The organism is Micromonospora sp. WMMD723, assembly GCF_049863385.1.
Lineage (GTDB): Bacteria > Actinomycetota > Actinomycetes > Mycobacteriales > Micromonosporaceae > Micromonospora > Micromonospora wenchangensis.
Window position 1 is genome coordinate 6,914,027 of record NZ_JBMKNR010000001.1, and the last position, 16,695, is coordinate 6,930,721.

Annotated in this window: 3 protein-coding genes; all 3 read right to left on the reverse strand. The window is 73.5% G+C overall.

The window, feature by feature from the left end; translation table 11 throughout:
• Positions 1-3 precede the first annotated feature (3 nt).
• Genes ACN261_RS29905 through ACN261_RS29915 form a run of 3 tightly spaced genes read right to left on the reverse strand, consistent with a single transcriptional unit; the run spans position 4 to position 16,662 of the window.
• Positions 4-8,709, reverse strand: a complete 8,706-nt coding sequence (locus tag ACN261_RS29905) for an SDR family NAD(P)-dependent oxidoreductase (protein WP_425853415.1) — start codon at positions 8,707-8,709, stop codon at positions 4-6.
• 33 nt (positions 8,710-8,742) lie between these two features.
• Complete coding sequence (locus ACN261_RS29910) at positions 8,743-14,961, reverse strand: type I polyketide synthase (RefSeq protein WP_425853416.1); 6,219 nt, start codon at positions 14,959-14,961, stop codon at positions 8,743-8,745.
• A gap of 42 nt (positions 14,962-15,003) precedes the next feature.
• Positions 15,004-16,662: an NAD(P)/FAD-dependent oxidoreductase gene (locus ACN261_RS29915; RefSeq protein WP_421483035.1), complete on the reverse strand. Its 1,659-nt coding sequence runs from the start codon at positions 16,660-16,662 to the stop codon at positions 15,004-15,006.
• Between the last annotated feature and the right edge of the window lie 33 nt (positions 16,663-16,695).

The following is a 16,695-nucleotide window of genomic DNA, read 5'->3' on the forward strand; positions in this document are numbered from 1 at the left end:
TGCTCACCCTTCCGTCGCGATGTCGGCGCGGACCGCGCGGACGAGGTCGTCGAGGGACAGCTCGTCGGTGCCGTCCCCGTTGACCGGCTCCAGGTCGCCGGCCGGTTCCGACGCCGCCGTCGGAGCCTCGAGGTGCGCGGCGAGTCGATCCACCGTCGGGTGGTCGAGCGCCACCGTGACCGGAAGCTCCCGGCCGAGTGCATGGGAGAGACGCCGCTGGAGGTCAACTGTCATGATCGAGTCGAGACCGAGGTCCATGAACCCCAGGCCGGTCTCGATCGGTCCCGGCTCACCGAGCACCTCGCCCACCATCCGGCCGATCTCGGCGCGCAGCTCGCCGGCGTCCGTGAGCCGGTCGCGCAGCCAGCCGCGACCGGGTGTGCCGGGCGACTCGGGCAGTGGCTCCGGCGACGGTGCCCGCTCCCGGGATCCACCGACGACGACCAGCCGCTGCGGGCCGCCCGCCAGCACGGCGTCGAGGACCGGCCAGGCCTGTTCGTCGGTGAGGGCGCGCAGACCACGGGCCTGCATCGCGCGCCGCACCGCAGATGTGTCGGCCAGCCCTTCGCGGTACCGGGTGCTCCACGGCCCCCAGCCGATGCTCGTGGCCGGGATTCCGGCCGTTCGCAACACCGTCGCCAGGCCGTCCAGGTAGCCGTTCGCGGCGGCGTAGTTGGCCTGTCCCGCCGACCCGAGCACCGCCGAGGCCGACGAGAAGAGCACGAAGGCGGTCAGCGGCCCGGTGCCGACGGCGGCGGCAAGCTGGGTCGCGCCCTCGGCCTTGGCGGCGAAGACCGACCGGAACGAGTCGGGCGTCAGCGAGGCGAAGGCCCGGTCGTCGGTGCTGCCGGCGAGATGGAAGACGAAGCGCAGCGGCACGTCCCGGCCGGCCTCGCCGACCGCGCGCAGGCAGTCCGCCGGGTCGGTCACGTCCCCGACGACCACCCGGACGGTCGTGCCGTTCGCGGTGAGGTCGTCGATGACCCGCCGCGCGGCCGCGTCGGGCCCGGACCGGGCCATCAGACCGATGTGTCGCACGCCGCGCGCGGCGAGGAACGAGGCGACGCTGAGACCCAGGGCACCGAGGCCGCCGGTGATCAGTGCGGAGCCCACCGGATCCCAGGCGGGCGGCGGGGACGGCAGCTCCACGTCGGTCAGGTTCCGCGCCCGTACGCCGTCCGGCCCGGCAGTGAGCGGTCCGTCGACCGTCTCCACCGGGGCGGCCAGCGCGGCGGTCAGGTGTTCGGGGCGCCAACCGTCCGACGGCACGACGAGGCGCACCTGCCGGTCCGGTTGCTCGGCCCGCAACCCGGCCAGCAGCCCGGCGACCGACTCCACGACGGGCGCACCGGCCGGCATGGCCGGGCCGAGGAAGGTGTATCCGCAGCCCGGTGACAGTCTCTGCAGAGTGCGCGCCACCTCGGCGGCGATGTCGACGGGTGCCGAGCGGTCAGCGGTAAACCGTGCGTCCACCAGCATCGCCGCCTCGGCGGCCCGATCGGCCACCCGCAGGCCGGCCTGCCGAAGCCCGGTCTCGACCCCCGGCGCACCCAGCACCGTGACGCTGTCCGGCAGGGGGCCGGCAGCGGTCACCGGCACCCAGGCGGTACGTCTCACCACCGCCCGGACGCTGAGCGACGCCTCCACCAGCGCCCGCGGCGCGCGCCGGAACCGGAAGTCCTCGATCAGCACCACCGTGCGCCCGTCGCCGTCGGTGAGACGGATGTCGGCCGAACCCACCTGCAACAGCCCGGTGCCGTTGTCGTCCCACCGTGCTCTGACGTGTGCCCAGAGGTCCCCGTCCGCCGGGGGCCGTGCGTGCAGCACGAGACGCGACACCGAAAAGGGGATCGCCAGGCCCGGTTCCTCCCCGTCCGGCTCGCCGCGCACCGCGAAGCAGACGGCGCTCTGCAGGCAGGAGTCGAGCAACCCGGGATGTACGGCGTAGTCGGCGGGGTCCTCCCGCGTGTCGGCCGGCGTGGTGAAACGCACCAGAGCCTCGTCGCCGGTGATCCAGATGTGGTCGATCCAGCGGAAGGACGGCCCGAGGTGGTAACCGAGGACGCGCAGGTGACGATAGAACTGCCCGCCGGTCAACTCCCGTCCGGGGTTCTCCCGCAACCCGTCCGGCAGTGGTCCACCGGTGGCACCCTCGGCCGGCGGCGCGGCGGACACCCGGGCGACCAGGTGTTCCTGCCACCGGCCGGCCTCCTCGTCGACCAGGCTCTGCACGCTGACCCGGCGGCCATCCGGCCCCGACGACTCGATCACCTGCTGCTCGTACCGCTCGCCGTCGTGCAGGACGAGCGCCCGGGGGAAGTGCACGTCGTGCAGCCGTACGGTGTCCCCGCCGGTGGCGAGCGCGGACAGCACGGTGGCCAGTTGGGAGGCGCCCGGCACCGAGACCGTCCCGAAGAGCCGGTGGTCGGTCAGGTGGGCGGGATAGCCTGTGCTGCGGTGGCTTGCGAACACCCGGCCAAGCAGGGCGGGTGAGCGCAGTTCGGCGCCCCACGGAGGTGCGGTCACGCTGCCCGCCGGCTCGTCGGCGGTGGGCCGGGGCCGGGGCTGCGCCCAGAAGGACGTCCGCGCGAAGGGATAGCGTGGCGCGGTGGACCGTTTCGGGGTCCGCGGATGGATGCGGTCCCAGTCGAGCTGCTGTCCGGCCCGGTAGAGTGCGGCCGCTGCGGTCAGCATGGCGGTCCGCGCCGGCACCGCGCGGCGCAGGGAGGACAGGGCACCGCCAGCGGGGACCAGCCCGGCGGTACCGGCGAGGTTCGTGAGCGTACGGTCGGGGCCGATCTCGAGCAGGACATCGACGCCGAGCTCATTCAGGCGTACCAGACCGTCGTGGAAGCGAACCGGCCGGCGCACCTGTTCGCACCAGTACTCCGCGTCCATGACGGTGCCGGTACGCCCGGTCAGGTTGGCCACCAGCGGCAGCTCCCCGGGCATCGTGGTCAGGCCGGTGAGTTCGTCACGGAGCCGGTCGAGGACCGGGTCCATCAGCCGGGAGTGGAAGGCGCGCGAGGTGGTCAGCGGCCGGTGCCGGACGCCCTCGGCGGTCAGGCGTACGACGAGTGCCTCGATCGCCTCGGTGGTACCCGCGACCACCGTCGACTCCGGGCCGTTGACCGCCGCCAGATCCGCGTCGGTGTGCTGGATCCACTCCTCGACCCACTTCTCCGACGCGGCCACCGAGATCATCCGACCGGGCTCGGTGTCCTGCATCAGCGCCGCCCGCCGCGACACGAACGCGCAGGCGTCGGGTAGGTCGAGCACCCCCGCGCAGACCGCCGCCGCGATCTCCCCGACGCTGTGCCCGAGGACGGCCACCGGCCGCACGCCCCAGTGCCGCCACATCTCCACCAGCGACACGGCCAGGGCGACCAGCGCGGGCTGGGTCACCCGCGTCTGGTGCATCACCGCCGCGTCCGTCCCGGCGAACGTCAGTTCGGTGAGACTCGCACCCAGTCGCGGGCGCAACAGGGTGTCGCAGCGGTCGAACGCGTCGCGGAAGACAGGCTCGGTCTCGTAGAGTTCGCGCCCCATCCCGAAGTACTGGCTGCCCTGGCCGGTGAAGAGGAACGCGACACGTGGCGGTTCGGCCGAGCCGCCGACCGGCTCGGCGTCCGAGAGCCCCCTGGCGAGGTCTGCACCGGTGCGTCCGACCGCCGCCCGGCGGTACCGGAAGTGTGCGCGGCCCCGGCCACTCGTCGCTGCCAGCGTGGCCACCTCGTCGTCGGCGGCACCGGCGAGCCGTTCGCGCCACACCGCGGTCGCACGGGCCAGACCGTCAGGGTCGGGTGCCGAGACGGTCACCACACAGGGCCCGCCCGGCCTGAGTGCCACCGTCGGCGGCTCGTCGGGGTCGGCCAGCACCAGGTGTGCGTTGGTCCCGGTGAACCCGAAACCCGAGACACCGGCCACCCGGGGGGCCGACCCGCGCGGCCACGGCGTCTCGGCAGCCACCACCCGGATGTTCGCACCGGCCCAGTCCACGTGCGGGTTCGGCGTCCGGAAGTGCAGGTTCGCCGGGATCCTCCCGTGCCGCAGGGCGAGAAGCACCTTCACGATCCCCGCCATCCCCGCCGCGGACTCGCAGTGCCCGATGTTGCTCTTGATCGAGCCGACGTGCAGCGGCTCGTCCTCGGCGCGGTCGGGGCCGAACGCCCGCCAGGCGGCGGCGATCTCGATCGGGTCGCCCAGTCGCGTCCCGGTGCCGTGCGCCTCCAGGTAGGACACGGCGTTGCCGGGTGTCCCGGCGTCGGCCAGGGCAGCGGCGAGCAGCCGCTCCTGGGCGCTGCCGTTGGGAACGGTGAGGCCCGAAGAGGCGCCGTCGGAGTTCACCGCACTTCCCCGGATCACGGCGAGCACGTCGTCGCCGTCGCGGCGGGCGTCCGCGAGGCGCTTGAGCACGAGGACTCCGCACCCCTCCGCGCGGACGAACCCGTCGGCCGCAGCGTCGAAGGTGCGGCAGCGGCCGTCCACCGAGAGCATGTGTGCCTGGCTCACGGCCACCGACGACGTCGGGTCGAGCAGGATGTTGACGCCGCCGACCAGTGCCGCGTCGGCGTCTCCGCTACGCAGTGCCCGCACCGCCAGGTGCGTGGCCACCAGCGAGGACGAGCAGGCCGAGTCCACCGCGAGCGCCGGGCCGTGCAGGCCGAGGGCGTACGCGAGCCGCCCGGCCGCCGCGTTGAGCGCCGTCCCGGTGCCGTAGTAGGCGTCCACCTCGGCGGGGCCGCCCTGGGCGAGCAGCCGGGCGTAGTCGGCGTAGCTGACACCGACGAAGACACCGGTCGCGGTGTCCCGCAGCGTCGAAGGGTCGATGCCGGCGTCCTCCAACGCGTGCCACGCCGTCTCCATCAGCAGTCGCTGCTGCGGGTCCATGCTGCGCGCCTCACGGGCCGGCACGGCGAAGAAATCGGCGTCGAACAGGTCGATGCCGCTGAGGTAGCCGCCCTGGTCGGTGGTGACCCGCCCGCTGCGCAGCACGGCGCTGCCCCAGCGGTCGTCGGGGACGCCACCGACCGCGTCGATGCCTGCGCTGAGGAGCTCCCAGAGTTGTTCGGCGGAGTCCGCGTGCGGGAAACGGCAGGCCATGCCCACGATCGCGACCGGCTCGGCGACGCCCGTGGACATTCCCACCACCGGGTCGACGGCCGCCGGCGGGGCGGCGGGTGCCGGCCGGGCGGGGGTCGCGGATGTCGCCGGGCGGCCACTGCCGGTCAGGAACGCCGTCAGCTCCGCGACGCTGGGATGGTCGAAGAGCTGGGTCACGTCGACCGGGCGCCCCAGTACCGCGGTGAGCTGCTCGGCGAGGTCCACCGCGTTGATCGAGTCGAGGCCGAGGTCGGCGAAGCCCACGGTCGGGCGGATGTCGGCGGCACCGTCGTATCCGAGCTGCACGGCGAGCAGGCGTGCGACGGTGCCCCGCACCGCCTCGGCGTCCTCGGGTGTCCGGGGCGACGCCGCCCCGTCGGGCACTCCTTTCGCCACCCCGCCGACCTTCGGCGTCCGGGGCTCCGCCCCGGTCTGGTCGGGGCGCACGGGTGCCACGTCGCCGTCGACCAGGTCCGCGAGCAGGCCGGTGCGCTGCCGGGGCAGAATGCGGGCGAGGCGATGCACATCGACCCGGCAGGCGGCCAGGTAACCGGTGGTGTCGGACAGGGCGGCGGTCAGGACGGCCCGTGCCTCGGCCGGTGCCATCGCACCGATGCCGGTACGTTCGGATCGTTCCAGGGTGGCGGCGTCGGCCATGCCGTCACCGTCGAGTGCCCACGGCCCGTACGCCAGACTGGTCGCCGGCAGACCACGTCCCCGGCGGTAGGCCGCGAGCAGGTCGAGCGCGCCGTTCGCGGCCGCGTAGGCGGCGTGGCCCTTCGCGCCCCAGAGCGCCGACACGGACGAGGCGAGCACGAAGAAGTCGAGCGGCCACGCATCGGCGGCCCGGTGCAGGAGCCAGCCGCCACCGGCCTTGGCGACGGCGACGGCAGCGAACGCCCCGGCGTCCAGCTCTGCGGGTCCGGCGGCGGTCACCGTCCCCGCGAGGTGCAGCACACCGCGTACCGGCGGCATCGCGTCGAGCGGCGCGCAGGCGAGCGCCAGGTTCTCGGCGGTGTCGCAGCCGTCGCCGCTGTACCGGGCATCGACGCCCAGCGCGGCCAGGCCGTCGAGAGCGTCGACGGCGGCCCCGGGCAGCGAGGTGCGGGGACGCCTGCCGATGATCAGCAGGTGCCGGGCACCGCGGGCCACCAGTTCGGCGACCAACTGCCTGCCCACCGCGCCGAGCCCTCCGGTGACGACGTATGTGGCGTCCGGGCGCAACTGCGTCACCCCGTGCTGATCGGCGGCAGGCGCCCGGGTCAGCCGCGCGGTCAGCACCGTCCCGGCCCGCACGGCGGCCTGCTCCGGCAGGCTACCGTCGGCGAGCAGGGCGAGCATCGCGCGTACGTCGGCTGCCTGCGGCTCGGCCGGCAGGTCGACGATGCCACCCCAACCGCCCGGGTATTCCAGGCCCAGAGCCGGTGCCAGGCCCTGCAGCAGGCCGTGGTCGGTGGCCTCGGGGCGATCGCCGTCCCCGGTGTCGCGGGCGGCGCGGGTGACGACCCAGGTCAGGCCCCGTCGGTGTGCCGTCACCGCACCGACGGCCGCGACCACTGCGGCGCACCGGGCGGCACCGGTGGACGCGGCCTGCTCCATCGGCGCGGCCGCGGGCACCAGGATTGTCGTGGCGCCGGGCCGCGCCGACCAGAAGTCGTCCCAGCCGCCGCGTGCGGTGGGCAGATCGCCCGTCTCCCAGCCGGGCGGCGCGGCCTGCGCCAGCGGGCCGAGCACGGTGCCGACGACACCGACGGCCGCCGCCTCGCCGACGATCAGCCCGAGCAGCCCGGGGTCGTCGCCGGCCACCACGAGCGGGCCCGGCGGCTCGGGCGGCCCGGTGGGTGCCACCGGCCGCCAGGTGAGGGAGAACAGCGCAGCGGGATCCGCGGCTGTCGCGGGTTCGTAACGCTGGCGCTGCCAGGGGTAGGACGGCAGGTCGACGATGCGGCGGACGGCGGGCGGTTCCTGCGGGCACGGCTCGTCGCGGGCGAGCCGCACGACCACGGGGGTCGGCCGGCCCGCCGCCAGTTCACGCAGGGCCGCCACGGCCGCGGCGGGATCCGCCGCGGCGATCCATGCGCGTTCCGCGAGCCGGGTGCGTCCGGTCGACGCGGTCGACACCAGAGCCGGGTAGTCCGCAGCGGGCAGTGTGGCGAGCCGGGCGACATACCGGGCGGCGAGGTCACGCAGCGCGGATTCGGTCTTCGCCGAGATCTCGAACCCGGCCGGGGCGGGCGCGTCGTCCGGCGGGGCGTCCGGCGGGGCGGGAGCGCCCAGGACGACGTGCGCGTTGGTGCCGCTCATGCCGAACGAGCTGACGCCCGCGTAACGGCCCGCCTCGGGCACCCACCCGGTGAGTTGGGTGGGCACTACGATCCCGGTGTCCGCCAGATCGATCCGCGGATTGAGTGTGCGGAAGTGCACGACCGGCGGGATCATCCGGTGTCGCAGGCTGAGCACCGCCTTGAGCAGCCCCGCGACACCAGCCGCCGACTCGAGGTGGCCGAGGTTGCTCTTGCCGGCACCGACCGGCAACGGTGCCCCGGCGTTACGGCGTCCGAGCGCGACGGCGAGGGCCTCCATCTCGATCGGATCGCCGAGCGCGGTGCCGGTGCCGTGCGTCTCGACGTAGCCGATGTCGGCCGGGGTGAGCCGCGCGTCGGCCAGCGCGTCCTCGATGAGTCGCACCTGTGAGAGCACGTTGGGCACCGTGAAGCCACCCGACCGGCCGTCCTGGTTGACCGCCGAGCCGTGGATGACCGCGTGGACGCGGTCACCGTCGCGCAGCGCCGCGTCGAGCGGCTTGAGCACCACCACGCCGCAGCCCTCGCCGCGGGTGAAACCGTTCGCGGCGGCGTCGAAGGTCTTACAGCGGCCGTCCGGCGCCAGCGACCGGGTCTCGAGCACCAGCCGCATCGACTGCGGCGACAGGATGAGGTTCACCCCGCCCGCCAGGGCTACGTCACACTCACCGCGCCGCAGGCCCTGCATCGCCAGGTGCAGGGCGACCAGCGACGAGGAGCAGGCCGTGTCGACCGCCAGCGTGGGCCCGGTCAGCCCCAGCGTGTAGGCGATGCGTCCGGCCGCGAAGTTGTGTCCGTTGCCCGTGGTCCAGAACGAGTCCGGCTCGCCGGCCTGCCAGTCGCGGTAGTCCTGCCACATGATGCCCAGGTAGAGGCCGCCACGCAGGGTGCCGAGCCGGTCGGCGGGCAGTGCCGCGTCCTCCATCGCCTCCCACGCGACCTCCATGAGCAGGCGGTGCTGCGGGTCGAGGTGCCGGGCCTCCCGAGGGCTCAGACCGAAGAAGCCCGCGTCGAACCCGAGCACGTCGTCGAGGAAGGCGCCGCGCCGCGGCAGTGTCTCCCAGTCGGCGGCGAAGCGGCTCCGGCGGGACAGGGGCATCGGGCGCACCAGGTCGCGTCCCTGCGCGAGCGCGTCCCAGTAGCCGGCGAGGTCCACGATTCCGCCGGGCAGCCGGAGGCCGGCACCCACGATCGCCACGGGCTGGTTCTCGTCCCGGGCGGCGAGGCGTGCCTGCAGAGTACGGATCGTGGCCATGGCCCGGCGGAGCGGCCCTCGGTCGGCGGATTCGGTCTCGGCTGTCACGTCGTCCTCCGTGTGGTGTCAGCGGTACGCGGATCAGGCCGGTTCCGGCACCGGGTCGGACGGTGCCGTCAGTTGCTGGCAGAGGGCGCCGGCCAGGGCGTGCGTCGAGCTGTGCGCCCAGAGAGTCGTCGGCGACAGGCGCAGACCGAAGACCGACTCCAGCCGGTTGCGCAGTTCGAGGCTGAGCAGGGAGTCCAGCCCCAACGACTTGAAGGCGGCGTTCGACTCGATGGTGCCCGGGTCCAGGCGCAACACCCGACCGGTCAGTTCACGCACCTTCGCCTCCGCCAACTGCAACCGGCCGTCGCCCGGTGCCCCGTGCAGGCGGGCGAGGAAGTCGCCGTCGGCGACGGCCGGAGCACCGTCGCGCCGCGACAGCTCGTACAGGGTCCGCCAGCTGGGCAGGGCCGCCGTCTCGGGACAGGCGTCGAACCACCGGCGCAGTTCCAGGTCCACGTAGGCGGCGGCCGGCACGTCCTCGTCGAGCAGCGTGGTGAGCATCTCCCACGCCGATCCGGGTTCGACGCCGGCCATGCCCCGGCTGGCCAGCCGGGCGCCACGGCCCTGGTCGGCGGCGGCGAGCCCGATGCCCGCGAACGGTCCCCACTGGATGCTCGTCGCCGGCCGTCCGGAGCGCCGCCGGGCCTCGGCGAAGGCGTCCAGGGCGGCGTTCGCCGCGCTGTAGGCCGCCTGACCGGGGTTGCCGAACAGCCCGGCCACGGAACTAAAGAGGACGAAGAAGTCGAGCGGGTCGTCGCGGGTGAGCGCGTCGAGGTGGCGCGCGCCGTCGAGCTTGACCGCGACCGCGGCGTGCACCTGCCGCTCGGACAGGGTCGCCACGGTGGCATCGGCGAGAACGCCGGCGGCGTGTACGACCCCGCGCAGCGGCAGAAACCGCTCGCGTACGCCGGCCAGTGCCGCGTCGAGAGCCCGTGCGTCGGCGACGTCGCACGAGATGATCTCGACCTGCACGTTCTGGGCACGGAGCCCCTCGATCCGCCGCACCGCCTCGGTGCCCGGTGCCGAGCGGCCGAGCAGCACCAGGGCACCCGCCCCCCGTTCGGCGAGGTGTTCGGCGAACGACAGGCCGAGTTCACCGAGGCCGCCGGTGATCAGGTACTTCCCATCGGCCCGGAACTGGCCGTCGGGCAGGGGCACCGGCGTCACGTCGGTGACGGTGCCGGGATCGGTCAGGGCCAGTTGCTCTCCGCCGCCACGGCTGCGGTCCGGCGTGGTCAGGGCGGCCTGCGCGTACGTCATGGTCCGCACCGGCAGAGTGGGTAGCCGGCCGGCGGCGAGCAGGTCCCACACCAGTTCCAGGGTGCGGGCGAAGCGGTGGGGGTGCCGGTGCAGCAGCTGCCGGACGTCGCAGACGCCCAGGCCCACGCCGGGACGCAACAGGTCAGGGTGATGCACCCGCACGGTGCCGGTACCCAGCACCACGACCTGCCCCTCCGCACCGAGCAGTGTGAGGCTCTCCTCTACCTCCACGTCGGGGTTGGACTGCGGGTGCAGCACCATGTCGACGCCGCGCCCCGCGGTGGCGGTGAGCACCGCCCGGACCCAGTCGGGGTCGCGGGTATCCACGACGTGGTCGGCACCGGCCGCCTTCGCCAGCTCACCGACGGCGGTGTCGCCCACGGTGGCCACCACCTGGGCGCCGCGCAGGCAGGCCAGCGCCACCCCGACGATGGTCGCGCCGTCGGTGCCCGCGTGGATGAGCACGGTGTCGCCGGCCTCCACGCCCCCGAGACGGACCAGGGCGTGCCAGGCCGTCGTGAGCACCAGCGGCAGGACGGCCGCCTCGGCGTCGCTCAGCACGGCGGGCACCGGCCGGGTGTGGTCGGCGCGGACAGTGACCTCGGCGGCCAGCGCACCCAGTGTGCAGGCGACCACCCGGTCCCCCACGGCGACATCGACGATGTCCGGTCCGACGGCTGTGACGACACCCGCACATGAGGTGCCGAGCGCCGTGTCCGGCGTGCCGGTGACGGCACCTCTGAGGCGGGCCTCGTCGTGGTCGTCGACCGCCGCGGCGGTCACCGCCACCGTCACCTCGCCCGGCCCGCACTGACGTCGGTTGTCCGGCACCCAGACCAGCTGTCGTCCGCCAGCGGCCACGGCACCCCGGAAGGGCTGCGGTGGGGTGCCGGCCGGGGGCAGCGCGGGCACGGTCGGCGGCGGTCCGGGCGTGAGCCTCATCCCGAGACGCCGTCCGCCCCGGAGCGCCACCTGATCCTCGGCCGACGGCGCGAGCACCTCGGTCGCGGTCCGCATCGCGGGGGCCGGATCGGCCGGGTCGACGTCGACGAGTCGGGCTTCGAGTTCGCCCTGTTCGCGGCGCAGCACCCGGGTGAAGCCCCAGTAGAGCGCGGCGGCGGGGTCCGGGACGTCAGCGGCGGTCACGGCCTGCGCGCCGACCGTCACCACCGTGAGCCGCGGCGACACTCCCGATGCGGTGCAGGCTGCGGCCAGGCGGGCCAGTTCGGTGAGGCCGCGCTCCTGCGCGCCCGGCCCCGAACAGGCGGGCGGCGCGAGGAAGACGACGCCGTCGAGGTCGTCCGGCACCCGGTCGTCGAGGTCGTGCCGCACCACCTCGACACTGCGCGCCACCATCGCCTCGGCGAGGGCGGTGGCGGTGGTGGACGGGGCCGACCCGGCGCAGATCGCCCAGCGTCCCGCACGGGGTTCCGCGTCGACGTCATCCAGCTCGGTCCAGGCGACGTGGTAGCGACGGAGGTCGTTCGCATTCCCGCCGGGTTCCGGCAGCGGGGTGAAGTGCACGCCGCGCAGGACCATCACCGGGTGCCGCGACCCGTCGAAGATCGTGACGTCGGCGTGGGTCACACCGCGCCTCTCAGCGTACGACCAGAGCTTGTCCGGCCCGTCCGCCGGTGCGTTCAGGATCTCGACCGTGTCGACGGCGACCGGCACCATCGCGGTGTCGCAGTCCTGCTCGCAGGCCGCCAGTGCCACCTGCAGCGCGGCATCGAGCAGGGCCGGATGCGGCGCCCCCCGCAGCGGGATGCCACGCAACCGCTCGGCGAGCACGACCTCGCCCAGGGCCCGCCCGTCAGCTGCCGCGAGCCGGCGGATGCCGCGCAGCGCCGGACCGTACTGCAGGCCGCGCCCGTGCCAGCGCCGGTAGAAGTCGGCGGCGACGTCCGGGTCCGGCTCCGCGAGGTCGTCGGGGAAGGACGGCGCGAGGTACGGCTTGTGACCCCGATCGACCTGAGCGGTGGCCTTCTCCTCCCAGGCCGTGCCGTCCGGCGGCAGCGCGGTCAGCCGGAACCAGGCTCCGCGCGTGCAGTCGCGCCAGCGGACAGCGACTTCGACGGGCGTCTCACCGAGCGCCACCGCGCCGCGGAACTCCACCCCTCTGATCCGGCCCGGCGCCGCCTCCCACCGCTGCCAGGCGGAGGCCAGCAGGATCGTCAGCACGGCGGCACCCGGCAGGACCGCCACGCCGTGCACCTGGTGATCGGCGAGCCACGGCACGCCTGTCGAGGAGAGCGTGAACAGGGCGTTCCAGCTGTGCGGATCGTCCGGGGCAGGCCGCAGTGGTGCCGCGAAGCCCTGGGCACCGGCGCGGCCACCAGGTACCTCCACAGGCCAGTACGGTTCCGCCCGCAACGGGTAGCCGGGAACGGGTCGCACATCCGCACCGGACAGACCGCCGAACGGCTCGAGGCCCGCGACATAGGCGGCCGCCATGGCCGCCGCGACGTCATCGGTGGCACCCTGACCGCGCCGCAGCGTCGACAGGACGGCCGGGGTCCGGTCCCGCCGCGCGGCGACCCGCTTGATCGGGGTGGTCAGGATCGGGTGCGGGCTGATCTCGACGATGTGCGTGACACCGTCGTCGAGCAGGTCGCCAACGGCGTCCGCGAACATCACCGGCTGGCGCAGGTTGTCCACCCAGTAACTCGCGTCCAGTTCGGGGCCGGACACCGGCGCCGACCGCACCGTGGACATCATCGCGGCGCGCCCCTGACGCGGCCGGACCCCGTCCAGCGCGTCCAGCAGGTCCGCCCGGAGCTCATCCATCTGCGGGCTGTGCGAGGCGTAGTCGACGTTGACCAGGCGGCAGTACGTGCCCTCCGCCTCCAGCAGTTCCTTGAGCACCAGCACCGACTCCGTGTCGCCGGAGAACACGCACGAGGTGGGGCCGTTGTGCGCGGCCAGCGAGACGCTGCCCTCGAAGCCGTCCAGCGCGGCGTACGCGGACTGCAGGTCGAGGTCGACCATGAGCATCCGACCCCGGCCGCAGGTGCGGGCCGCGATCCGGCTGCGACGGGCCACGACCAGTGCCCCGTCCTCGACGGTCAACGCGCCCGTGACCGTGGCCGCCACTACCTCACCCTGGCTGTGGCCGACCACCACGTCCGGCTGCACGCCGCAGGAGCGCCACAGCTCGGTGAGACCGAGGGCGGTCGCCCACAGGACCGGCTGGAGCATGTCGAGCCGCTCCATCCAGGCCGCGTCGCCGCCCGGAGCGAACACGTCCCGCAGGTCCCAGCCGGTGTGCGGGTGCAGGGCCGCGGCGCACCGGTCGACGGTGTCGCGGAAGACCGGGCTGTCCCGGTACAGCTCACGGCCCATGCCGTCCCACTGCGCGCCCTGGCCGGGATAGACGAAGGCGATCCTGCCCCGCTCGACCGGGCGGCCGGTGACCAGGCCGGGGTCGTCCTGGGCGTCCTCCGCTCGGGTGGCGAGCGCAGCCAGGTTGGCACGCAGCGTCTCCGGCCGGTCGCCGACCAGTGCGGCCCGGACGTCGAAGTGGTCGCGTCGCCAGGCCAGGGTGCCGGCCGTCCGCCGCAGTTCCTCGGTGCTCGCCGGCAGGGCTGCGGCGAGTTCCGCGGCCCTGCGGGTCAGCGACGGCCAGTCCTTCGCGGACAGCACCGTCACCAGGGGCAACCCGTCGGCCACCCGGGTGTCCGGCGCGGGGGTGTCGCCCGGCCGGACCGGGGGTGGGTCCTGCACCACCACGTGGGCGTTGGTGCCGCCCCAGCCGAAGGAACTCACGCCCAGCCGGACCGGACCGGTGGGCAGGGGCAACGGCTCGCGCACCACGTGCACACCGAGCTCGGTGAAGGGGATCGCCGGGTTGAGGCGCTCGGAGTGCAGACTCGGGGGCACGACCCGGTGCCGTAGTACGAGCAACAGCTTGATCAGCCCGGCGAGCCCGGCGCACGCCTCAAGATGACCGATGTTCGTCTTGATCGAGCCGACGTGCAGGGGTTCGGCGTCCGGTCTGCCCAGCAGCCGGCCGAGGTTGCCGACCTCGATCGGATCTCCCCGGTCGGTGCCCGTACCGTGTGCCTCCACGTAGAACGGCGCGAGCCCGGCGGATGTGTCGCTGAGGCCGTAGGCCCGCCGGATGAGATCCTCCTGCCCCTGCGGGCTGGGCGTGACCAGGCTTTCGCCGCCGCCGTCGTTGTTCACCACGGTACGCGTGACGACCCCGTGGATCCGGTCACCGTCGGCAAGCGCCTGATCGAGGGTCTTGAGGTACAGCGCGACGACCCCCTCTCCCCGTACGAAGCCGTTGGCCCGGTCCGAGAACGTGGCACAGCGGCCGTCGGGCGACAGCGCGCCGAAGTGGGTGAGTCCGACGGTGACGTACGGATCGAGGATGAGGTTGACCCCGGCGACCAGCGCCGAGCTGATCTCGCCCGCGCGCAGCGCCTGCCCGGCCAGGTGCAGCGCCACCAGCGACGAGGAGCAGCCGGTCTCGACGGTCATGCTCGGCCCACGCAGCTTCAGGAAGTACGACACCCGGGCGGCGATCACGTCCAACGCGTTGCCGACCAGGCTGTGCGGGGTCGGCGACGCGCTACTGCGGCGGCGTACCAGTTCGTAGTCGTGCCAGGATGCGCCGACGTAGACCCCGGTGCGCGATCCGGCGAGGCTCGCGGCCGGCGTGCCGGCGTCCTCGAGGACCCGCCAGGCGATCTCCAACAGCAGGCGCTGCTGCGGGTCGATGGCGGCCGCCTCCCGCGGCGAGACGCCGAAGAAGGCCGCGTCGAACTGCTCCACACCGTCGATGAAGCCACCGACGGTCTGAACGGCGCGCTCGGGGTCGAGGGCGGCACTGGCGTCCCACCGCCGCGCCGGCACCGGGCCGATGGCGTCGGCGCCGTCGATCAGCAGCGTCCACAGACTGTCGATGTCGGATGCGCCGGGGAACCGGCCGGCCATGCCTACGACGGCCAGCGGGGCCTCGTCACCCGAGGGCCGGGGTGCGTTCATACGATGCCTCCATTGCTGCGGGTCGGCCGTGCCGGGGGTGCGCTACTCGCCACCGCGCAGACGCATCCGGACGAGACCCCTGCTGGCGTTGATCATTCGGGGGCCGATCTCCGGCGGTGCCTCCCGCCGGCACCACACCGCGTTGCGCGCCATCTTGACGGGTGTCATGTTGAAGCAGCGGGTGTCGCGTTCGCCGAAGGCGAAGGAGGGTGCGATGAAGTCGGCGGCGCCGATGTGGCCGAGGATCGCGGCGGCTGCCTCACCCGGCTTGGTGGTGCCCCGCTCGACGGCCTCGCACAGCTCACGGGCGAGGACGCCCATCCGGTTAAAGCCCGCGCTGACCGGCAGCGGCGAGCCGGGGCTGTCGCTGTTCTCCAGGTCGAGAAAGACCCCTTCGTCGCCGGTACGCAGATAGCGGTAGTACGCGTCCTCGAGCATGACGTTGCCGAGCATCGTGCCGAGCATCCAGGTGCGGTTGACGGCGTTCCACAACTCGTAGTCGCGGAATCCGACGAAGGAGGCGTAGACCAGGTCGTCGTGGAAGTCGAACAGGCCCTGCTGGAGCGCCTCCAGGTAGGCGAAGCGCTCGGTCGACCAGTCGCCGTCCCGGGTGGCCGCGATCAACCGCCAGGCCAGGGCGTTGACCAGTTCCATGGTGTTGGTCAGGCCGCGCGAGTACAGGGCGTCGATGAAACCGGCCGCGTGCGAGGTGAGGCAGAACCGGTCGCCGACGACCTGCTTGGCCGAGTACTGCAACCGTCCGGTGCTCACCCAGGGTCGTACGGCGGCCGCGCCGCGGAACTGGTGGGCGATCTCCGGGAAGCGCGCCAGGAAGTCGTCGAACTCCTCCTGCCCCGACCGGCCGTCCCTGGGATACATCCGGGGGTCCAGTGTCAGACCGACGCTGCACAGCGGGTTGAGTGAGCTCGGGTGGTTGTCGAAGGGGATCACCCAGAGCCACCCGCCGTCGAAGACGTGGTGCAGGGTGCCGTGGTGCCAGGGGCTGGGGTTCTTGTGCTGCCGTGCCGCCGGAGAATCGTCGAACGGTGTCACGCCGACCATGTGCGTGAAGATCGTCCGGCTGTGGGTACGGGCCCGCGTCGGCGTCTCGCGGAGGTTGAAGGCGTCGGCGAGCGGTGACCGGAAGCCGCTGCCGTCGACGATGTAGCTCGCCCGGAACTCGTCGCCGGTGGTGCTGTGCAGCACGGCCCCGCTGTCCGGGTCGATCTCGATCCTCTCGATCCGGGTGCCCAGGCGGGGTGTCGCGCCCTTGGCGACCGCCAGGTTGAACAGGTACGAGTCGACATCCTGCCGGAACAGGTGCGTCTCGGTCCGGATCGCCGACGGGACGACCAGTTGGTTGATTTCCGAGGGATCCTGCGGCTGCCCTTCCCGGTGGTAGACGAAGCCGAAGTTCTGCTTCTGTCCGCAGTACCGTGAGACCTTGTTCTGGATGCCCTTGAAGCTGGACAGCGCCTTGAGTTCGGGCAGGTCGTACCGCTGCGCGATCAGCCGGGTCATGCCGGAGGTGTAGGGGATCGTCGACTCTCCCACGGCGAACCGGGGATGGACGCCCGCGTCGATCAGCAGGACCCGTACCCCGTGGCGGGCAAGCACCGCACCGAGCATGCCTCCGGCCATGCCTGCACCCAGGATGGCCACGTCGTAGGTGTCTCGCCTGCCTGCGGTGTGCTTCTGCATCGGTGCGTTCCTCCGGTCTGGGGTGGACTTCGG

Excerpts from the sequence above, each read along its gene's own strand:
- ACN261_RS29915 (WP_421483035.1), bottom strand. The coding sequence starts at position 16,662 with ATGCAGAAGCACACCGCAGGCAGGCGAGACACCTACGACGTGGCCATC.
- ACN261_RS29910 (WP_425853416.1), bottom strand. The coding sequence starts at position 14,961 with ATGAACGCACCCCGGCCCTCGGGTGACGAGGCCCCGCTGGCCGTCGTA.